The 20,262-nt window shown below is 30.2% G+C and carries 17 protein-coding genes, 1 pseudogene and 1 CRISPR repeat array; of the genes and pseudogenes, 17 read left to right on the top strand and 1 reads right to left on the bottom strand.

Annotated elements, in window-relative coordinates; genetic code table 11:
- The first annotated feature begins 7 nt into the window (after positions 1 to 7).
- From OWK30_RS02790 to cas2, 17 genes and pseudogenes are all read left to right on the top strand, one after another.
- Positions 8 to 910: a branched-chain amino acid ABC transporter permease gene (locus OWK30_RS02790; RefSeq protein WP_423323383.1), complete on the top strand. Its 903-nt coding sequence runs from the start codon at positions 8 to 10 to the stop codon at positions 908 to 910.
- Complete coding sequence (locus OWK30_RS02785; protein ID WP_423323381.1) at positions 910 to 1,857, top strand: branched-chain amino acid ABC transporter permease; 948 nt, start codon at positions 910 to 912, stop codon at positions 1,855 to 1,857. The genes OWK30_RS02790 and OWK30_RS02785 overlap by 1 nt, the downstream gene beginning before the upstream one ends.
- A gap of 3 nt (positions 1,858 to 1,860) precedes the next feature.
- Positions 1,861 to 2,634, top strand: a complete 774-nt coding sequence (locus OWK30_RS02780; protein ID WP_423323379.1) for an ABC transporter ATP-binding protein — start codon at positions 1,861 to 1,863, stop codon at positions 2,632 to 2,634.
- Positions 2,627 to 3,361 carry an ABC transporter ATP-binding protein gene (locus tag OWK30_RS02775; protein WP_423323377.1) on the top strand — a complete coding sequence of 245 codons (735 nt, stop codon included), beginning with the start codon at positions 2,627 to 2,629 and terminating at the stop codon, positions 3,359 to 3,361. The genes OWK30_RS02780 and OWK30_RS02775 overlap by 8 nt, the downstream gene beginning before the upstream one ends.
- A 551-nt stretch (positions 3,362 to 3,912) precedes the next feature.
- The gene (locus tag OWK30_RS02770; protein ID WP_423323375.1) at positions 3,913 to 4,977 is read left to right on the top strand and encodes an ERCC4 domain-containing protein; all 1,065 of its coding nucleotides are present in this window, start codon (positions 3,913 to 3,915) and stop codon (positions 4,975 to 4,977) included.
- A gap of 272 nt (positions 4,978 to 5,249) precedes the next feature.
- Positions 5,250 to 6,161 (top strand): CRISPR system precrRNA processing endoribonuclease RAMP protein Cas6, encoded by a 912-nt coding sequence (cas6, locus tag OWK30_RS02765; protein ID WP_423323373.1) that lies wholly within the window; start codon positions 5,250 to 5,252, stop codon positions 6,159 to 6,161.
- A 78-nt stretch (positions 6,162 to 6,239) separates the two neighbouring features.
- Entirely contained in the window at positions 6,240 to 8,681 is a 2,442-nt protein-coding gene (gene cas10, locus OWK30_RS02760; RefSeq protein WP_423323371.1) for a type III-A CRISPR-associated protein Cas10/Csm1, read from the top strand.
- A gap of 9 nt (positions 8,682 to 8,690) precedes the next feature.
- Positions 8,691 to 9,092 (top strand): type III-A CRISPR-associated protein Csm2, encoded by a 402-nt coding sequence (gene csm2, locus OWK30_RS02755; RefSeq protein ID WP_423323369.1) that lies wholly within the window; start codon positions 8,691 to 8,693, stop codon positions 9,090 to 9,092.
- Between the two features lie 24 nt (positions 9,093 to 9,116).
- Positions 9,117 to 9,770 carry a type III-A CRISPR-associated RAMP protein Csm3 gene (gene csm3, locus OWK30_RS02750; protein WP_423323367.1) on the top strand — a complete coding sequence of 218 codons (654 nt, stop codon included), beginning with the start codon at positions 9,117 to 9,119 and terminating at the stop codon, positions 9,768 to 9,770.
- A 15-nt stretch (positions 9,771 to 9,785) separates the two neighbouring features.
- Positions 9,786 to 10,793 (top strand): type III-A CRISPR-associated RAMP protein Csm4, encoded by a 1,008-nt coding sequence (gene csm4, locus OWK30_RS02745; protein ID WP_423323365.1) that lies wholly within the window; start codon positions 9,786 to 9,788, stop codon positions 10,791 to 10,793.
- The gene (csm5, locus tag OWK30_RS02740; RefSeq protein WP_423323363.1) at positions 10,783 to 11,952 is read left to right on the top strand and encodes a type III-A CRISPR-associated RAMP protein Csm5; all 1,170 of its coding nucleotides are present in this window, start codon (positions 10,783 to 10,785) and stop codon (positions 11,950 to 11,952) included. Before csm4 ends, csm5 begins: the two co-directional genes overlap by 11 nt.
- Before the next feature lie 359 nt (positions 11,953 to 12,311).
- A CRISPR array of direct repeats spans positions 12,312 to 12,650; the repeat unit is 36 nt; unit sequence GTCAGAATTTGTTACCCTGTTCGAAGGGATTGCGAC.
- 96 nt (positions 12,651 to 12,746) lie between these two features.
- A pseudogene (locus tag OWK30_RS02735) lies at positions 12,747 to 13,091 on the top strand (four helix bundle protein).
- A gap of 148 nt (positions 13,092 to 13,239) precedes the next feature.
- Positions 13,240 to 14,568 (top strand): TIGR02221 family CRISPR-associated protein, encoded by a 1,329-nt coding sequence (gene csx2, locus OWK30_RS02730; protein ID WP_423323361.1) that lies wholly within the window; start codon positions 13,240 to 13,242, stop codon positions 14,566 to 14,568.
- A complete protein-coding gene (locus OWK30_RS02725) occupies positions 14,568 to 15,623 on the top strand; it encodes a putative CRISPR-associated protein (RefSeq protein ID WP_423323359.1) in 1,056 nt (351 codons plus the stop codon). The genes csx2 and OWK30_RS02725 overlap by 1 nt, the downstream gene beginning before the upstream one ends.
- Before the next feature lie 9 nt (positions 15,624 to 15,632).
- Positions 15,633 to 17,417 (top strand): CRISPR-associated primase-polymerase type A1, encoded by a 1,785-nt coding sequence (locus tag OWK30_RS02720; RefSeq protein ID WP_423323357.1) that lies wholly within the window; start codon positions 15,633 to 15,635, stop codon positions 17,415 to 17,417.
- Positions 17,414 to 18,415 (top strand): CRISPR-associated endonuclease Cas1, encoded by a 1,002-nt coding sequence (gene cas1 / locus OWK30_RS02715; RefSeq protein ID WP_423323355.1) that lies wholly within the window; start codon positions 17,414 to 17,416, stop codon positions 18,413 to 18,415. Before OWK30_RS02720 ends, cas1 begins: the two co-directional genes overlap by 4 nt.
- Positions 18,412 to 18,693, top strand: a complete 282-nt coding sequence (gene cas2, locus OWK30_RS02710; RefSeq protein ID WP_423323353.1) for a CRISPR-associated endonuclease Cas2 — start codon at positions 18,412 to 18,414, stop codon at positions 18,691 to 18,693. The genes cas1 and cas2 overlap by 4 nt, the downstream gene beginning before the upstream one ends.
- Before the next feature lie 786 nt (positions 18,694 to 19,479).
- On the opposite strand, the gene OWK30_RS02705 is transcribed toward cas2, so the two are convergent.
- Positions 19,480 to 20,181: a lytic transglycosylase domain-containing protein gene (locus OWK30_RS02705; protein ID WP_423323351.1), complete on the bottom strand. Its 702-nt coding sequence runs from the start codon at positions 20,179 to 20,181 to the stop codon at positions 19,480 to 19,482.
- Positions 20,182 to 20,262: the final 81 nt, after the last annotated feature.

The raw sequence follows: 20,262 nt of genomic DNA, 5'->3' as shown, positions 1-20,262 counted from the left end.
ACGAAAGATGGAAATATTCTTTCAACAGTTGATAAATGGGCTAACAATCGGGAGCATTTATGCTCTCGTAGCCCTTGGATATACAATGGTTTACGGAGTAATGAAGCTGATAAATTTTGCTCATGGAGATCTTGTTGCTTTGTCTGCATACATTGGACTTGTGGTAATGATGCAGTTAACAGGCGCATCTGTTCCTAATTATATTGTGATCCCAGTAGTATTTATTATAACTGCTATTGTTATTGCTATTATTGGGGTGATTTTAGAAAGGGTCGCATATAGACCTTTGAGAAATGCTCCAAGACTTAGTGCTGTTGTATCTGCTTTGGGTGCAGGCATGGTAATTCAGAACGGGATTATGTTAATATGGGGACCAAGACCTAAGATTTATCCTGCTGATGTTGTGCCAAGTGTTTATTGGAATATTGGTGGTGTTTCTCTTGGACTTATGCAGTTGATTATTTTAGTTTTATCATTGTTCCTGATGGTTGTATTATATCTATTTGTTAATAAAACCAAAATTGGTACTGCTATAAGAGCTAGTGCTATTGATCAGCTTGCAGCTAAGTTGATGGGAATTAATGTAAATAAAATAATTGTGATGATTTTTATTATAGGCTCATCTCTTGGTTCAGTGGGTGGCTTATTTATCGGTATGTATTACAAAGGAATATATTTTAATATGGGTTGGATTTATGGTCTAAATGCTTTTGTGGCAGCAATTATTGGTGGTATAGGTAATATCCCTGGTGCTATGCTTGGTGGAATGCTACTTGGTTTGTTTAATGCCTTTATTGCTGGTTATGTATCAACTACCTGGGCAGATGCTTTTACATATATTTTGCTTATCGTAATATTAATTTTTAGGCCAACTGGTATTCTTGGAGAACGTGTTGCGGAGAAAGTGTAATGAATGATAAAAAAACATTAGTAGGATTTTTTGTTTTTACAGCTTTTTTGCTAATTTATCCTTTTGTGGCAGATTCAAGATGGCTTGCTGTGGGAACTACTTTTATAATTTATTCCATAGTAGCTCTAAGCCAAGATATAGTTCTTGGTAGAGCTGGAATGTTTAATATGGGGCATGCACTTTTTTTTGGATTAGGAGCATATTCTACGGCAATCTTAAATACCGTCTTTAATGTTCCTGTATTGTGGACAATTCCTGTAGCTATTGTTTTACCAATGGTTGTGGGAGTTTTGCTTGCTGCTCCAATAATTCATTTAAGAGGAGATTATCTTCTTGTCACTACAATTGGCTTTAATATAGTATTTGAACAGGTACTTAAAAATAATCTTTTTGGTATAACGGGTGGGCCTAACGGAATATTTGGGATAGGAGCACCTGAAATATTTGGCTTTCAATTTTTTTCTCAACAATCTATTTATTTCTTATCTTTTTTTGTTTTAATGCTTACTTTTTTTATTATTAGAAATCTTGAAACTTGTAAAATTGGTAGAGCTCTTCATTATTTAAATGAGGATTCGTTAGCGGCAGAATGTGTAGGTATAAACACACGTTTTTATAGATTGTATTCTTTTGGATTGGGTGCTGCTCTTGCTGGTCTAGCTGGTGTATTGTTTGCTGTGCAGTATGCTGCGGTTAGTCCAGAAGCGTTTAGCTTTATACAATCTGTTTTGTTTTTTACAATTGTGATAGTTGGTGGGCCTTCATCTATTCCTGGTATTTTACTTGGAACATTTGTGATGTTTGTTTTACCAGAGATTTTTAGACAGTTTGCGACTGCAAGGTACTTTGTTTTTGGTATTGCAATGATTCTTACAATGATTTTGAGGCCAAGAGGAATTTGGCCGGCTAAATTTGGTAGAATTCCAAAATATATGATAAAGGATTAGGTTATGGCATTGTTAGAGTTATCAAATGTAACTAAGAAGTTTGGTGGACTTGTTGCAGTTGATGATCTTACTTTTAAAGTGGAAAAGGGGCAGATTTTTGGACTTATTGGTCCAAATGGTGCTGGTAAAACAACTGTTTTTAATTGTATTACAGGAGTATATAAGCCAGAAAAGGGAACAATAAAGTTTAATGGAAAAAATATAACAGGTCTAAAACCATATACAATTGCAAATATGGGGATAGTGAGAACTTTTCAAACAATAAGGTTGTTTGGGGAAATGAGTGTAGCAGAGAATATTATTTCTGGTAGACATAATAAAAGCAAACAAAAATGGTATCATGGGATTTTTCATACACCTTTTTCTGCTAATGATGAACGAAAAAATTGGGAAAAAGTGTGGGAATACATGGATTTTTTTGGTTTGACTGAATTTGCTACAGTTTCTGCAACTAGCTTACCATATGGTTTGCAGAGAAAAGTAGAGATGGCAAGAGCTCTTGCAACTGAACCTGCCTTGTTAATTCTTGATGAACCGGCTGCAGGCTTAAACGATAAGGAAACATTAGAGCTTGTTGATACTATTTCTAAAATAAGAGATAAGGGTGTTACGATTTTATTAATAGAGCATGATATGGATTTAGTGATGAGTGTTACAGATCAGATAGTAGTTATAAATTTTGGAAAAAAGATATCAGAAGGTTCTCCAGAGCAGGTTCAAAATGACCCTAAAGTTATTGAAGCATATTTAGGAAGTGATGAGGATGAATATGAGTAGTAAAGAATTAATGCTTGAAATTAATGATTTGAAAGTATGTTATGGAAACATAGAAGCTGTTAAAGGGATTTCATTAAAAGTTTACAAAGGAGAAATTGTTACAATTATTGGTGCTAATGGAGCGGGTAAAACAACTACCCTTAGAACCATTAGTGGGTTGTTGAAAGCAAAGTCTGGTAGTATCAAATATAAAGGGGTAGAACTCACTAGTCTTGAAGCACATGAAATTGTTAAGTTAGGAATTTCTCAATCACCGGAAGGAAGAAGAGTATTTTCCACATTAACAGTAGAAGAAAATCTTATTCTTGGTGCTTATACAAAAGAAAGTGTAGACAAAGAAAAGTTGAAGTGGATATATGATTTGTTTCCAAGATTAGAAGAAAGAAAACAGCAGCTTGCAGGTACTCTTTCTGGCGGAGAACAGCAGATGCTCGCTATTGGTAGGGCATTGATGTCAAAACCAGAGCTGTTGCTTTTAGATGAACCGAGTCTTGGACTTGCGCCACTTTTAGTGAAATCAATATTTAAAACTATAAAAGAAGTAAGTGAAAGTGGAGTTACAGTTTTATTAGTGGAGCAAAATGCTAAGGCTGCATTAAAACTTGCAAATAGAGGTTATGTTTTAGAAGTTGGAAAAATTGTTTTTAGTGGCACATCCCAAGAGTTGTTGAGTTCAGAAAAAATACAAGAGGCTTATTTAGGTAAGAAGAAACACACAATTATATGATTAATAGAATCTTAGCTAATATCGTAGTTTTTTTATGATAGAGATTGCTTCGTATTTCTTAATATGCGATAATATTACTATGTTATCCAGTAGGTGCGGATAAGACGAAGCAATCTCTTGTTTATCATGAAGTTTTGTACTAAAAAGTTGTTTATTGCGCAACAACCTTATTCTGGAGTCACCCTATTTTTTGTTGCTAGTCTAAGTATATATATCAAATAGTTACATGTTATTATTTATGGGAAAGCATTTTCTTCATTCCCGCAAAACATCCGGTTTTGCTCTGAGGCAAGTTCCTCTAAAACCGCCATTCATGGCGGTTTTATGGGAACTTGAACCCAGAAAATGTTTTCCCATAAACAACTTCAAACAAGGTTTTACAAAAAATGGGGTGATTCCATAACCCCATTTTATTGACAATCAGTAATCCAAAGTTTATTGTACAAAAGTTTTAAATTTGAAGAATGGATTGATATAGATGGCATTTTTGTATAGAACAAATAGAGTAGATGAGTTATTAAAGAAAAATATATAACTTTGAGTAGTAATCCATGACAACTACTTTTTATATTCTTGAATCAGTTAATAACAAAAAATTTCCTTACCGTCTTACAATTAGACAGGGGGATAAGATATTATTAGCACTGAGAGTACAAGATAAATGGCCTGGACAAAAAGGTAATATTTTTTGTCTTCGTGAAGATAATGTAAAAATGGAACCACCAATTGAAGAAATAGAAAGGGTCCCTGTAATATCTCTAAAGAGAATAGGTAAGAGACTTGTTGTTGTTCTAGATAGAGCAAAAAACAAGCGATGTGATTTTTTATTTCTTAAAAAAAAATATAAAACTAAAGATGGAGAATACGAACAAATTTTTTGGAGAACGCAACGGGCATTGAAGGAGAAAAAACCAAGAGTTAAATTAACAACCTATCATTCAGAAAAACTGAATATTTTAATTGATGTTAATGAAAAGTATCCATGGAAATTTTCAGATAGCAGTACTGAAAGAGTAAAGCTACCAGTAGGTGATTATGCTTTATTGAAAAATAATGAGATTTTGGCTGTAGTAGAAAGAAAAACATTTGATAATATGATTTCCGAGTTTAGCAGATTGCCCGTGTTTCATCAGCAAGTTGCAGAACTTTCAGCATATGAGTATTCTGCTCTTGTTATTGAAGCGAACTACTCAGATTTTCTTAAAGCTGATAAACTAAAGTTCTATTCACCATCTTTTGCGGTAAAAGCTATTGCTGAGATATTTGCACTTCATCCACATCTTCCTATAATTTTTGCTGGTAATCGAAAACTTGCCAACGAATGGGCGTATAGGTTTTTTGAAGCTGTAGATTCTCATGAAAATGATATTCCTCATGAAAAAATAGCTGAAGTAATGCAAGAATATGGAAATGCGCCAGTAATCAAAGGAGGAGTTTATTATGAAATTAAAAAGAAAATTATGGATGATTTACCAGATGAGTTTACGTTAGATATGATAAAAGAACTATTTCCAGATATTTCAAATGAGCTTATAAAGAAAGCTGTTGATGGTTTAAAAAAAGAAAAACTAATTGTTAGAAAAAATGGAAGTAAAAAAGTTTGGAAAAAAGTGTAAATGTGTTTTATTTTCTATGTTTTTACTTTTGCATGGGTGTAATATTTTATTAGTCAATCAATTTTAATCTTACAGATTAAAATGATAGCTACCACTTAAAAAGTTATTATTAGTTGAGTTTTTATTTAGAGGTTATTGTTTTGGGTTATATAGAGTAAGCCTATCTGTTTGTATGTATATTTTTATAGTATAATAAAATTTTAAGTTATATTGAAAAAGAAATAACGTTTTGTTATATAATTAATATTAATGGTTGTTGATAAGGTTTTATTATGATTGATTATGTAAAAGTTAAATTTATTCTTGAGGCTACCTGTGATATTGTTTTACCAAGATATAAGGGTTCTACCTTTCGTGGAGCTTTCGGATGGCAATTTAAAAAAATCACTTGTGTTTTAAAGTCAAGAGAATCTTGTGATGGGTGTTTACTGAGATCATCCTGTTTTTATTTTAATATTTTCGAAACATACGTTTCCGATAAGCCACTTTTAAAAAGTGGTATTTCTATTCCACACCCATATATATTGGTTCCACCACTTGAAGAAAAGAGAGTATATGAGCCTGGTTCCCAGTTTGAATTTGAATTAATAGTTATTGGTAGATTTGTTGATGCCTTGCCATATTTTGTGTTTACGTTTGAAGAGTTGGGTAAGAAAGGGTTAGGTAAAGCAAAAGGTAAATTTATAATCAAAGACATTTTGCAAAATGGGGTTACCATTTATCAAGATAACAAATTGAATTTTAAAAAAGAGACATTCAATCTGGATTATTCAACTGAAAAAACACCAAAAAGTATTGAGATTAAAACATTGACGCCAGTTAGGTTATTTAAAAAAGGAAAACCAGTTTTTCAACCAACATTTAAGGATTTCTTTATGGCAGCTTTGAGAAGATGTGAATTGTTAATGTACTATTATGGTAGCACTAAACTGGATGAAATATTAGATGTAAAACAATTGATAGCTGAATGTGGCAATATTGAAATTTTAAAGCCAGAATTTAATTGGTACCACTGGGAACGCTATTCTAACAGACAGAAAAGAAAAATTAGTTTAAGCGGTATAATGGGAAGTTTTTTTATAACTAATTTACACAGTGATTTATATAAGATTTTGTGGTTTGGTGAGGTTTTTCATATTGGCAAAAACACTGCTTTTGGCTTGGGAAAGTATGAGATTTTGTAGAAATTTTCAAGTTTTGTTGAAAGCTATGAATAGTGTGTTAAAATTTTAATTGGGGATTTACACTTTCAGGAGGTTTTAATGTCGATTAAAAATATTATTTCACTTGCAGCATTATTTCATGATATCGGTAAATTTTATCAAAGATGTGGAATTAAAGAGATTAACGATTATAATTATGAATATTGTCCTAAATATAATAATCATCTTTCTCATTTACACGTTGCATTCACTGCACAGTTTTTTGATGATTTTGAAAATATTATTCAACAAAACATAAGGGTTCTTGATGATGATTTAAATGTTTTAAATATTGCAGCAAGACATCATGATCCTTCAAACGAGTATGAATGGATTATTGCTGCGGCTGATAGACTTGCTAGTGGCCTAGAACGTAACGAGTTTGATAAGTATAATTCATTAACAGAAGATGAGGTAAAGCAGCAATATAATTATAAAAAATCAAGATTATTAAGTATTTTTTCTAAAGTAAAATTAACTAATAAGAATATTCCTGAGCTATTTTATTCCCTTGAAAAGTTGAATCCAGGAATTATACCTCACAATTTGGAAAATAAAAGTATAAAAGAGGCAGAAAAAGAATATCAACTACTTTTTCAAGAATTTATCGATGATTTTAATAAACTTACCAAGGTTAAATATAACAACTTTAATAACTTTTATAATGCTATATCTACAATTTTAGAAAAATATTTGTGGTGTATACCTTCATCATCTTATCATATACAGGCAAATGTTTCTCTGTTTGACCATTTGAAAACGACTGCTGCAATAGCAACTGCTTTATATAGCTTTCATAAGACTTATGATAGATTAAATTCGAAAGATATAAGTGAATATGATTCAGATGAAGAAAAGTTTATTTTGATACAGGGAGATTTTTCTGGGATACAAGATTTTATTTTTAGTAAATTTGGTGAGTCAAATAAATTTGCGGCTAAGATACTAAGGGCAAAATCATTTTTTGTCTCCATATGTACAGAAATGGCGGCAAATTTAATTTTGCAAAAGTTTAATCTTAATTATGCTTCTATAATTATGAATGCTGGTGGAAAATTTACAATATTGGCTCCCAACTTGCAGGGAAGCCCTGCTTTAATAACCGATGTTAAAAAAGATATTAATGACTTTTTTATTGATCTAACTTTTGGTGAAACAAAGTTTAACATGGCTTTTACTAAATTAAGTGGTAACGACTTTCTTAAAGGAAATATTTCCTATAAGTTTCAAGAGTTAGCTAATAATCTTGCAATAGATAAATTATCCTATATTCCTCCAAAGATGATTTTTGCTGATTACATAGAAAAAGTTAACAAAACTGGAGGAGTTTGTCGAGTTGATGGGCGCACTCCAAGGAAGGAGGGTTCGGAGTACTCTGAGGCTTCAGAAATGTTTAAGAAAATGGGAACTTTTTTACCAAAAGTAGAATATCTTCTTGTTTCAACTAATCCGGAAAAAAGATTAGAATATTCATTGTTTAGCAATATTTCTTTTTCGTTAAGAGAAAAACCTGCTTCAGCTGATTTAGTTTTTAAAATTAATAAATTTGAGAATTTTTCTGGTTATGGAGAAAGAATGATCGCTTATTATGTTCCAATTATGGAAGAGGTTGATTTACATAGTGAAAAATATTTAAATATGCCAGAGTACCGATTTGATAAAACGCCTATGGAGGTAGGAGAGCCTAAAACTTTTACTCATATAGCTTATGACTCTTTAAGAGAAGTTGATATAGGTAAATTTGAGGGAAAGCCTTTCATAGGTGTGTTAAAAGCAGATATAGATAATCTTGGACAAATCTTTGCAGAAGGTTTTGGAAATAAAGTTTCATTTGCTGATATAGTTTCTTTATCAAGAATGCTTGATTACTTTTTTGTTGGATGGCTACCGAATATTATAAGAAAGAAATTCCCTTCCGTTTATACTGTTTTTGCAGGTGGTGATGATTTATTCCTTATAGGTCCATATAATCATATAGTGGCTTTAGCAAAAGAAATATCAGTGCATTTAAAGGATTATGTTGCAAAGAATCCTGATATTCACATATCGGCAGGAATAAATATTTGCAAACCTCAAATTCCCGTTTATCAAATGGCAGAAAAAGCAGAAGCTTTGCTCGAAAAGTCAAAAGAAAATATTGGTAAAAATAGTGTTACAATTTTTGATATTACGGTAAAATGGGATGAATTTTTACAATTATTAAAATTCAAGGAACAACTCGAAAAATATATAGAAATTGAGGATCGTTTTTCCACAGCATACATTTATAAGATTTTGAAATTTATAGAAATGGCTTCAAAGATCAAAAAAGCAAAAAAAATCACTTTAAGTGATGTTCACAACGCGCTTTGGATTTCTTTATTAAGTTACCATACCTATAGAACATTCGATAACAGTGATAACAAAGAAGAAATATTAAAAATTTTCTATGAAAATATAGTTAAGTATTATGAAAAGTTGGTAATACCAATAAGTTTGCTAATATATGAAAGAAGAAAATAGGAGGGAAAGATGGCTAAAAGTACTTTGTTTTTTGAAAATACTGAAAAGAAGCATTTAAAACCGGACTTACTTTCAGACTATGCAAAAAAGTGTTTAAATGAATTTGTTAAAACTAATCAAAAAAATCTTTCACAGACTCAACTGAGAAAGTTTTACAATGATATTTTATCAATTAAACATAAAATAGATGTTAAGGCAGATAAGGAAGAAGCATTTAAAAAAGAATTGCCTTATATCAAAATGTTGAAGGCAAAAGTGGCCTATGCAAAGCACAGAAAACATGCTACTGACGAATTTGAACACTTTATAAACACACACATAAATGAAATAAAAGACATAGATGATTTTTATGCTTTTTGTGATTTGTTTCAAGCAATAATTGCTTATTCCCCAAGTAAATTAAAGAAATAAAACTAAACATAAAGAGGTGATACTATGAAATTACGTGAGATTAAAGAATTAAAAGGAAAAATCATCATTAAAACCGGTTTGCATATTGGTGCAGGTAATGATGAAATAAATATAGGTGGTATTGATAACCCTGTGGTTAAAGACCCTATAACCGGTTATCCGTACATTCCCGGAAGTTCATTGAAAGGAAAAGTCAGAACATTACTTGAGTGGTATAAGGGCTATGTTAACCAAGATGGTAGCCCTTATTCAACTAAGGATTCCAATAATCCAATTGCTCGTATATTTGGTAATGGAAAAAATGAGTCAGAATATAAAGGTGGTCCTACACGAGTGTCTTTTTCAGACTGTAGATTACTAAATGCTAAAGAGTTAATAGAGAAAGATGCTTTAACAGAATCGAAAGTAGAGGTAAGTATAGATAGAACAAAGGGGACTGCTTCTAAAGCCGGACCAAGACATATGGAAAGAGTCCCTGCTGGGGCGGTATTTGAGTTTTACCTTACATATAAAGTGTTTGACGAACATGATGAAAAAAACTTTGAACTCTTATTACAGGGGCTAAAACTGCTTGAAATGGATGCATTAGGCGGAAGTGGCTCAAGAGGCTATGGAAAGATTAAATTTGAATTTGACGATGAGGAGATTGCTAAAAAGTTTCAGGAAATCAAATTTTGATATAAGGAATGATTTATGGAAACTATAAGGTTAACAATTAAACCGCAGTCAGCCTTTAAAACACCTTTACAAAGTGATACTATTTTTGGTCAATTTTGCTGGTATTATAAATATATTTATGGAGAAAAAAAACTATTAGAAATTTTAGACAATTTTCATAACCAGCCTACTATAATTTTTAGTGACGGTTTTTTAAGTGGCTATTTACCAAAACCTATTGTAAAGCCTATGCTGTCAAAAGTTTTTAACGAAATAGTTAAAGATTTTTCTAATAATTTAGAAATAAAATATAAATTAATGAAACAATTTAAGAAATTAGAATTTATTGATGAAGAAACTTTTTTATTGTTTTTAGAAGATAGGATTACTTCATCATCTATTTTAAAATATTACATTGAAATTTTAAATAATAAAGATGATAAGGATATAACAGACTATAATTTTTCAATAAAAAAACATACAGTATTAAAAAATAGTGTTAACAGAATTAGTAATACTACTACAGAGGGATTGTATCAGTCCACAGAGCTTTATTTTGGAGATGATATTAATTTTGATATTTATATTAAATATTTAGATGATAGAATAAAGCTGTTTGAGATTGAAGAAGTTTTTGAGGTAATAGGAAAAGTTGGTTTTGGGGCTGATAAAAGCATTGGAAAGGGGCGATTTAAAATAGATTCTGTAAGTACAGATTTTGAGTTAATGAAGTTTTTAAAACCATATGATGGAGCAAATGGCTTTATTAATATTTCATCAGGCTTGTATATGGATGAAAAAATCATATTAAACTACGGTGCCACTTTTACTAAATTTGGAAGGCATGGCGGAGATAAAGCTGTATGTGGGATGCCATTTAAAAGCCCACTAATTTTGTACAGACCGGGCTCTACTTTTTTTAAGAAAGAAGATTCTGACTTTTATGGTGCATCTACATCTGAAATTTTTTATGATAAAAATGATATTCATAACGGATTTATGATACCTATATTTTGTAAGTTGGAGCATAAAGATGAAAGTTAAAACAAATTGTTACAAAATTTATATAAAAGTTTTATCACCTATTCATATTGGTTCAGGAGATTCTTATATACCTTACGAATACGTTATTAAAGATGGCTATTTATTTTTTTTGGATAGAGAAAAACTGACGGAAATAATTATACAAAAAGGGAAATATGAAGATTTTCTAAATGTAATTGACTCGAATAATATTTTAAAAATCAGGAAATTTATTTATGACAATTTTGATAATAAAGCAGTTTTGTATAAGGTGAAGGTATCAACTTTAGTAGAAAATGAATACAAAGAGCGTCTTGGACAATTTGCAAATATAGAAAGAGGTGGAATGAGGAGGGTAATTAATGCACTTGAAATAAAAAGATTTGTTCGGGAAAAGTTTGCTAACCAGGTTATTATTCCAGGAAGTTCCGTAAAAGGAGCAATTAGAACTGCTGTTTTAAGCTATATAGCGTCAAGGTCCCAACAAGTTAATGCTAATAATAGTAGTGAGTTAGAACAAAAATTATTGAAGTTCTGGAAAATACCTGACGATCCCTTTAAAAACGTTAAAGTATCAGATTTTAAAATGGTGAATGGGGAAGTTTTTATCGATGTGGTTAGAAATACGAAAAGTTTTAATACTGATAGTAGAGGTGTTCCTGTTAAAATGGAGCTTGTTTTGCCAGGAGCAATTTTTGAAGGAGATATAAAATTTATTGAAGGCAAAGATAATCTTATATTGGAAAATATAACTGACATGAACTTTATTTTTGATTCGTTGGAGTATCACTATACAAAGGTATTGGATTTTGAGCAAAAGAAATTTGAATATGCTTTGCTTGGAGTAGATTTTTTAAATCATTCCGGTGTGGAGCTGATGAAAATGGGTAACCATTCTGGCGCAATGGCAGTTACGATAGATGGTTATAGAAAAATCTATAATAGGCAAACTAAAAAAATTATGAAAAGCCAAACAACTACATGGAGAGTAGAATCACTAAATATGCCAATGGGATGGGTAGTTATTAGTAACGATATTCAAAAACTTGAAACTATCTCAACACCAGAAATAAAAGAAATAAATCGCAAAGAGAAAAATAAAACTCGATTAGAGAAAACAAAAAAAGATTTAGAAGAAATAAAAAAACAACTTTTGAAGAAGTATAAAAAAAGTTATTAATTCAGCTTGTTGTTTGACAGTTGAATATGTTTTTTGTGTGATAAGGTGATTAAAAAATGTGCAAACAGGTCAGAGTTAATGGGTTTAGAAAGAGTTATTTTTATATCTATTTTTTGTTTATCAATAAGTTATCTCATTTTTTAAAGTTCTACCTTTGAAAGGGAGCTGATTTGAAAAATTGTTATTTATCAATATGTTAGCTGTGGTTTATTTATTGTGAACACGAAGTTTTTTATCGTTATTTATCAATAAGTTGCAATATGAGGGTATCCCCTTTTAAAAAGTAGTCAAAAATAAAACAGAGAACTTTAAAAATGGGTTGCTATCTGTTTAATAACATGTTATAAAAAAATTAGGCTGTCAGAATTTGTTACCCTGTTCGAAGGGATTGCGACTTACCTAGCGTTTTCTGGGTCTTCATATTTTTGACCCGTTAGTCAGAATTTGTTACCCTGTTCGAAGGGATTGCGACTTCTTTTAATTTCATTTACCAACTCATGGAACAGCAATTCGGTCAGAATTTGTTACCCTGTTCGAAGGGATTGCGACGAAACGGCCACACGACCGCTTCTTTTTAATAAATCTCCAAGTCAGAATTTGTTACCCTGTTCGAAGGGATTGCGACTAAATCTTCTGAGGTGGGCTTTAAAACCCACCCTATAGTCAGAATTTGTTACCCTGTTCGAAGGGATTGCGACTGACTGGCACTTCGTGCCAGCGAATCACGTATCACGGTTAACGTATCACGTGGAATACCTATTGAAACTCTTATACAAGTTTGATAACATAATGTTATGAGAATTGAAGAAATGGATGTTTTTAAACTTTCTCATAATTTAACTAAGAGAGTATATGAAATTACAAAAAAATTTCCTAAAGAGGAAATTCGTGGTTTAGTTTCACAACTGCGAAAAAGTAGCTCATCTATAGTCGCAAATTTAGTAGAAGGTAACTAGAGATTTAGCAAAAAAGAATTTAAACATTTTATAAGTATTTCCAGGGGTTCGTGTGCAGAGTTACGATATTTTATTTTTTTGAGTTACGAGTTGGATTATATAAATAAGGACGAATATCAAGCATTGTTAAAGACGTGTGATCGGGTAATTTCTATGTTAACCAAATTGTACAATTCTTTTTAACCCGTAACCCGTGAGACGTAAACCGCTGGCAAAGCCAGACGCCCTGTTCGAAGGGATTATGACGGCCTTGCATTGTCAGGTGTTTTTATTTGAAATCAATGTTTATTAATGCTAAAATTACTATAAGATTATTTCGGGGGAACGAAATATGGGTAAAACTTTTATTTCATTTCTTGGAACGGGAAATTATATCAATTGTAATTATTATTTCCAAACTTTGGATAATAAAGTTGATAATGTAAAGTTTGTTCAGGAAGCTTTGTTAAAAATTTTTTGTAGCGATTTCAATGAAAATGATAAAGTTGTTATTTTTATGACAAACGAAGCTGAGCAAAAATATTGGGATGAGTTAAAAAATAAAATTTGTTGGATAGATGCGGAAATAAAAAACGTTATTATCCCTTTTGGTAAATCTGAAAAAGAAATCTGGGATATTTTTGATAAGTTATATGACTCTGTTGATTATAAAGATGAAGTAATTCTTGATGTAACACATAGTTTCAGGTCTTTGCCTATGCTTGCTTTAGTGTTTTTAAATTACAGTAAATCAATGAAAAATATTAAAATAAAGGGAATATATTATGGAGCGTTTGATACTCTTGGCCCAAGAAATAAGGTAGAAAAGATGGATATTAAAGATAGAAATGCTCCTATATTTGACCTAACACCATTTCATAGTTTGCAGCAATGGAGTATTGCATCAGATAATTTCATAACTTTTGGTAATCCCCAAAAATTGATTGAACTTATGAAATATAGTATTTATAGCGACGAAAATTTTCTATCTAAGACTTCAAAAAACATTATTAGAAAACAATTTCTACCAGCTTTGAATAATATATGGGAATTTATTTCGACAGTAAGGGGTAAAAATATAATTTCTGGGGAAAAGTTTATAACTTTGAAAAAACACATTAATAACTTACGCAACAAACTAAAAGGAACAACCCCTGCTGAAAAACTTTTAATGAAAGTACAAGAGAAGTTTGATGGATTTGAGGAGGATTCTTTAAAAAATGGTATAATTGCTGTTGAATTTTGTTTAAAACATGGGATGGTGCAACAGGGTATTACTATAGCAAGAGAAATTTTTTTAAGTTATGTCATGAAAGAGCTTGAATTAGAGACTTTAGCAAATAAACCTTATGAGATTTTTAATACACATGTTAATTCAGAAAAAATTACTAAAAATAAAGCCTTAAAAAAATTAAGAGAGTTAATTTCTTCAATAGCAAGTTTGATGGCGGAAAATAGGCTATCTGAGTTAAAAACTAACATAAAAACTGAAATTGTAGAAAAAATCAAAGAAAGCAAACTTGTAAACTTATACTGTCGTGATTTTAAAAAGTTAACCGATATGAGAAATAGTATAAATCATGCTGGTATAACTGATGATATAAAATCAAGACAAATTGGCTCAACATTGCATGATTTCTACAAAAACGTTTTATGTAAATTAAAAGATGAGGTGAACTGATGGCTACGTATATTATTACCGTGGGTACATCTATTTTAACTAATATGGCTAAGATGAAAAATTTGGACTATCAATCAGTTAGTTTGGAAAATGTAAAAGATTATTTGAAATCTATGCCATGGGATAAGCTTAGTGCAGAATTGAATACCTTGAAAAGGTTAAATATACAAAAAAATGATAACTTTTTCATTTTGTATTCTGATGACGAAGAAGGTAAAAAGTCATCTAAATTTTTGAAATATGTGCTTGAAGCAAATGGATTTTACTTTGTTTTTGAAAAAAAGATTGAGTATTTGACGAAAGACTTTACACAGTTTTCGAAAAAAGGGGTAAAAAATCTCATAAATACGATTGTTTCGATTATTGAGGAAAACATAGATGTGAAAATTGTAGCTACTGGTGGCTATAAGGCAGAAACCGCGTATGCAACGCTCATAGGCATGCTTTTTAGAATTCCTGTTTTTTATATTCACGAAGATTTTAAGAGTATTATAGAAATGCCACCTATGCCTATCAATTTCGATATTGAAATCATCAAAAAAAATCTGACGAAAATTTATAAAGTGTTTAAAGTCGATAAAAAAACAGCAGTAAAACTGATTGGTGAGATGCCTGAAATGATGAATGTTTTATTTGAAAAGGATGGTAATCGTTATGTGTTTTCTCCAATAGGCAGTCTGATAATGAGGTTTTATGCAAATAAAAATATTTTTACTGAGGTAAGTTCTGATTTCCCTATTTCTGTTTACAAGGCACATAGCACACTTTTTGGTGATAATATTAGAAAGTTGAGTGATATAAAGGAAGCAGATGTTCGCAAAATTTTGAAAAAAGCATTAACGATTGCTGCAGGAAATGTTATTCGTATTATTTTCGATGAGTTTTCTCCACATTTCTATGATGAAACATGTTTACTTTTCAAAGAATTGGTTGGCGGTAATATGTTAAAATATGAATTGAGATGTAAATTAGGTAAACAAATCGTCAAGTTTGAGGTAGTAGAAGAAGCTATTGATTTTGTTAAAGAGATGCTTGGAGAAAAGCTTTATTTATAGAGGGTGGCTATGACTTCATCAAAAGATTTTGTTTTTGATGAATTTGAAAAACCTTATCAATTGTCATTTGAAAAGTTGTTGGAAATGGCAAAAACTTTTGAAGATAAAGGAGATGTTGCAAAAGCGATAACGTGCTACAATATAGCTCTTGGCAAAACAGATGATAAAAATACTAAAATCAATATTTATGAAAAACTGCTGGAATATTACTTGAATGATGTTAATCCCAAAAGAGCAATCAAAATTCTAACAAATCTTCTTTCATTAAATCCTAAAAATGGAAACTATTATAAGCAGTTAATTGGTATCTTGTTAGAGCATGATAAAGTTGATAGAGCAAAAAAATTAGCTGATATAGCCTATAATGTTACTCAAGATAAGTATTTTAGAGAAATTTTTGAAGATAAGGCTCAATTATACAAAGTAGAAGAAATGGAATATGATGATATTACAATAAATCTTTTATATAATTTGTTTAATGGTAGAGAAGGTGTTTATGCAAGACAATGGAAAAATCAGAAAGGTGATTGTGGCTATATCCCTGTTTATGAGCCTTTAAGTGAAAAGGTTATAAAAAATCATCTTCAGGGCAATATATCTGTGGGAATTTATCAGTTGAGGATAGATAGCACTGTTACATGGATGGTTTTTGATGTAGATGTTGCAAAGTATGCATTAAAAAATGTGTTAACTGATGAGAAAAAATGGGCGGAAATGCAATCGCTTTTGAACAAACAAGCAAGGTTAGTGCAAGAAGAGTGTAATAAGTTTAATATTTATACTTATTTAGAGGATAGTGGTTACAAAGGGCGCCATTGTTGGATATTTTTTGATAAGCCTGTGCCATCAAGAATTGCGAAAAAATTTGGTGATTTATTGGTAGAAAACATTGATAGAGTATCACCAGATATTGTTGTTGAAGTATTTCCGAAGCAAAATTTTGTAAGAAAAGATGGTCTCGGCAATTTAGTTAAAATGCCTCTTGGTATTCATTTAAAGAGCGGCAAAAGAAGTTTTTTTTATAATGAAAAAGGAAAGATTAAGGACCTTAATGAGTATTTGAAAAATGTTAAAAGGGTTTCTCAAAAAGACTTAATAAACTACCTTTCTTATTACAAAGTGAAAGAGAATTTTGATATTGTAGAAAAACATCAAATCAAGCCAGCTGAAAAAGTGGAATTACCTGTTTATGTTCAAAAATATATTCCTGAAAATGATGAAGAATTACAATACATTCTTTATAAATGTCCTGTGTTAAAAAGTATTTATAAAAAGGCATTGAATCAAAATGAGTTATCTGCCGATGAGATTGTTGTTTTAACCCATACGCTTGGTTATCTTGAAGAAGGTCCAAATGCAGTAAATTATATTTTTTCAAAATGTTATAATATATCTTCAGATAAGTTTTTAAAATCAAAGTTAAATGGTAATCCCATTTCATGTGCTAAAATAAGATCAAGATTACCTGAAACTACTTCAAAAGTTGATTGCAATTGTTTGTTTGATGAAAATCTTGGAGCGTATCCTTCTCCTGTTTTACATCTTAAGAAAAAGTTTTTAGATAAATCAAAATTTATTAAAGCAAATCTTGATATGGTTAATATTCAACACATAATTGAAGAGTATTTAAAGATTAAAAAAGAATTTTTTGAGATAAAAAGATTATTGACTCATTATGAAGAAATATTTGCAAAACTGTTTGAAGAAGCTGGAGTAAATGAAATTAATACCCCCTCAGGAACGTTAGTAAAAGTAGAAGAAAATGGAAAAACTACTTTTAGTATAAAACTATGATTGTTTACCTCACAGAGCAAGGCTCTCAAATAACGATTGCTGGTGAACGTCTCATTGTTGCCAAAGATGGCCAAAAACTTATGGATTTGCTTACAAAAGATTTGGATCAAATAGTGATAATGGGAAATATCTCTATTTCCACTCAAGCACTAAAGTTTATGCTTAAAAAAAGAATAGATACTGTATTTACCACTTTGGATGGAAGATACCTGGGACGTCTTGTGTCAGAATTTGGCAAGAATATCGAATTAAGAAAGGAGCAGTTTAAAGTTGCCTTTGATGAGACATTGAAATTTATGTTAGCCAAAAATATTGTTTATCAGAAAATTTATAATATGCGTCAAGTTATTAGAAAATTGAATTATTACCATAAACAGGATGAAGTAGTTAAAAGATTACATCTTTTAACTGTGCATCTGAAAAAAGTAGCTTTTGCTAAAAATAAAGATGAATTGCTTGGTATTGAAGGGATTGCCTCAAATATTTATTTTGAGTGTTTTGATTATTTGATTACAAACAAATCGCTAAAATTTGTAAAAAGAACAAGAAGGCCTCCTGAAAATGAGTTTAATGCGTTATTGAGTTTTGCTTATACACTTTTAATGAATGTGGTTAGAGGATTTATTAATATTGTGGGATTGGATCCTTATTTAGGAGTTTATCATTCTGATGATTATGGGAAACCGTCTCTTGTTTTAGACTTAATGGAGGAGTATAGGTCGGTTGCTGTTGATTATATGATTATAAGTGCTGTAAACAAAATGATTTTCAATATTGATGATTTTGTTAAAAATGAGGATGAGGAATTGCCTGTAAAATTGACAATTTTTGGTAAGAAAAAATTGATTTCCTTGTTTGAAAAACGCTTAAAAACAGAATTTTTTAATGAAAATACTGGCAGAAAAGAATCTTTAAGAAAGATAATGAGATATCAAACATATTTATTTTCAAAAGCTTTAATAGATAAAACTGAGTATAAAGGATTTAAATTACAGTGAAGAAATTTTATCTAATTTCTTATGATATATCAGATGACCTTAAAAGAAGTCGTGTAGAGAAATTTTTAAAAAATTATGGAATGAGAGTTCAAAAGAGTGTTTTTGAATGCATTATTACAGATGCTGATCTAATAAAAATTAAGAATTTTGTAGAAAAAACAATCGATTTTAACACCGATTCTGTAAGGTATTATTTTTTATGTAAAGGTTGTAGAGATTCAGTTGAAGTATCTGGACTTGGTACTATAAATGATGATACTGATTTGCTGATTTTTTAGTTTATGTTATAATTAAAAAAGGTGTTTGACAATCTAATATTTTTTTGTGATAAGGTGATTAAAAAATGTGCATCTAAGGCAGTTTTGATTTCTGAGAAGTGATTTGTTTTACTGTTTGTTATTATCTATCAATAAATTACCTTATTTTTTAAAGTTCTATTTTTGAAAGATAGTTATTTTGGAAAAATATTATTTATTAATATGTTAGTTATAGTTTATTTATTGTGAACACTAATTTTTTTGTCGTTATTTATCAATAAATTGCAAGGTATGGGTATCCCCTTTCAAAAAGTACTCAAAAATAAAACAGAGAACTTTAAAAATGGGTTGCTATCTCCTTAATAACCTGTTATAAAATAGTTGAACAGTTAGAATTTGTTACCCTGTTCGAAGGGATTGCGACATATATGGATTAAAATTGTCTTCTAATTTTTTAGTTTTTGTTAGAATTTGTTACCCTGTTCGAAGGGATTGCGACGGACTGGCACTTTCGTGCCAGCGTAAGTCGTGATTCGTGAATCGTGAAACGTAAATTGTTAATTGTTGTAAAGGTGGAATTCCAATTATATCCTTTTGCAATATCAGAAAAACGTAATACGAGAAATAAACAACTCTGGCAAAGCCAGTACACTTATACAAAGTGGTATGACATAAATAACTTATTCTTAGGAGTTGTTAAAATGAATTAAATAATTTTAGGTTATGGTAGCTTTTTAGGTACTAAATTTTTGTAATAGTTATGTATAGTTGCTAGTAGTACTCTCAACCTAAACCTTAGCCTAATTTTTATGCGCTGTTTTTCACATTTGAGATAAGCTGATAATTTCTGATTACTCTGTTATAATAGAACTTTGGAACCTTTTTCTTTTTTCTGAGTCTGTAATTTAGATTTGATGGCCCTAGGTTATAGGCTATAATTGCATATTTTATGTTACCATTATATTTTTTTAAAAGATAAGCAAAATAACTTACTCCAATTTTTATGTTAGTAATTGGGTCAAAAAGTTCTTTTTTATGAGAAATGTCAATGTCATCTTTGAATTTTGAGATATAGTAAGCAGTATTTGGTAAAATTTGCATTAGTCCTATAGCTCCTTTCCTCGAAATACTTCTATGATTAAAGGAGCTTTCTGTAAGAATAAGTGAAAGTACAAGGTAAGGATCGATTTTATTTTTTCTAGATTCATCCACTATAGTATAAGCAATATCCATTGTGGAATATCTTACGTTTCCATTAGTAAAATATATTAAAACGTTATTTATATCTATTATCTGGTTGTATTTACTAATTAAATACCTTGCTTTTTCTTTTTCTTCTATCAAAGCTGCCATTTTGCTTTCTGCTTTATTAATATTAAATTCTTGTTTATTAATTGTATCAAAGAGATATATTGTGAATGTATTAATATATAAACTAAATATTAATAATGTGAAGAAGATAACTTTTAAAAAGTCTTTCATAAAATATAAATTGTTCTTAATTACCATTGTTAACCTTGAAAAATCATTAAAAATTTTATATTACTGTCTTTCAAAATATACAATTATAGAAATTTGTAAATGATTTTT

It is taken from the genome of Deferribacter abyssi (assembly GCF_049472655.1).
Classification (GTDB): Bacteria; Chrysiogenota; Deferribacteres; order Deferribacterales; family Deferribacteraceae; genus Deferribacter; species Deferribacter abyssi.
This window is presented reverse-complemented; position numbering and strand designations above follow the sequence as displayed.

What these genes read in the sequence shown, in the direction of transcription:
- OWK30_RS02790 (WP_423323383.1), top strand. Translation starts at nt 8, where the DNA reads ATGGAAATATTCTTTCAACAGTTGATAAATGGGCTAACAATCGGGAGC.
- OWK30_RS02785 (WP_423323381.1), top strand. Translation starts at nt 910, where the DNA reads ATGAATGATAAAAAAACATTAGTAGGATTTTTTGTTTTTACAGCTTTT.
- OWK30_RS02780 (WP_423323379.1), top strand. Translation starts at nt 1,861, where the DNA reads ATGGCATTGTTAGAGTTATCAAATGTAACTAAGAAGTTTGGTGGACTT.
- OWK30_RS02775 (WP_423323377.1), top strand. Translation starts at nt 2,627, where the DNA reads ATGAGTAGTAAAGAATTAATGCTTGAAATTAATGATTTGAAAGTATGT.
- OWK30_RS02770 (WP_423323375.1), top strand. Translation starts at nt 3,913, where the DNA reads ATGACAACTACTTTTTATATTCTTGAATCAGTTAATAACAAAAAATTT.
- cas6 (WP_423323373.1), top strand. Translation starts at nt 5,250, where the DNA reads ATGATTGATTATGTAAAAGTTAAATTTATTCTTGAGGCTACCTGTGAT.
- cas10 (WP_423323371.1), top strand. Translation starts at nt 6,240, where the DNA reads ATGTCGATTAAAAATATTATTTCACTTGCAGCATTATTTCATGATATC.
- csm2 (WP_423323369.1), top strand. Translation starts at nt 8,691, where the DNA reads ATGGCTAAAAGTACTTTGTTTTTTGAAAATACTGAAAAGAAGCATTTA.
- csm3 (WP_423323367.1), top strand. Translation starts at nt 9,117, where the DNA reads ATGAAATTACGTGAGATTAAAGAATTAAAAGGAAAAATCATCATTAAA.
- csm4 (WP_423323365.1), top strand. Translation starts at nt 9,786, where the DNA reads ATGGAAACTATAAGGTTAACAATTAAACCGCAGTCAGCCTTTAAAACA.
- csm5 (WP_423323363.1), top strand. Translation starts at nt 10,783, where the DNA reads ATGAAAGTTAAAACAAATTGTTACAAAATTTATATAAAAGTTTTATCA.
- csx2 (WP_423323361.1), top strand. Translation starts at nt 13,240, where the DNA reads ATGGGTAAAACTTTTATTTCATTTCTTGGAACGGGAAATTATATCAAT.
- OWK30_RS02725 (WP_423323359.1), top strand. Translation starts at nt 14,568, where the DNA reads ATGGCTACGTATATTATTACCGTGGGTACATCTATTTTAACTAATATG.
- OWK30_RS02720 (WP_423323357.1), top strand. Translation starts at nt 15,633, where the DNA reads ATGACTTCATCAAAAGATTTTGTTTTTGATGAATTTGAAAAACCTTAT.
- cas1 (WP_423323355.1), top strand. Translation starts at nt 17,414, where the DNA reads ATGATTGTTTACCTCACAGAGCAAGGCTCTCAAATAACGATTGCTGGT.
- OWK30_RS02705 (WP_423323351.1), bottom strand. Translation starts at nt 20,181, where the DNA reads ATGGTAATTAAGAACAATTTATATTTTATGAAAGACTTTTTAAAAGTT.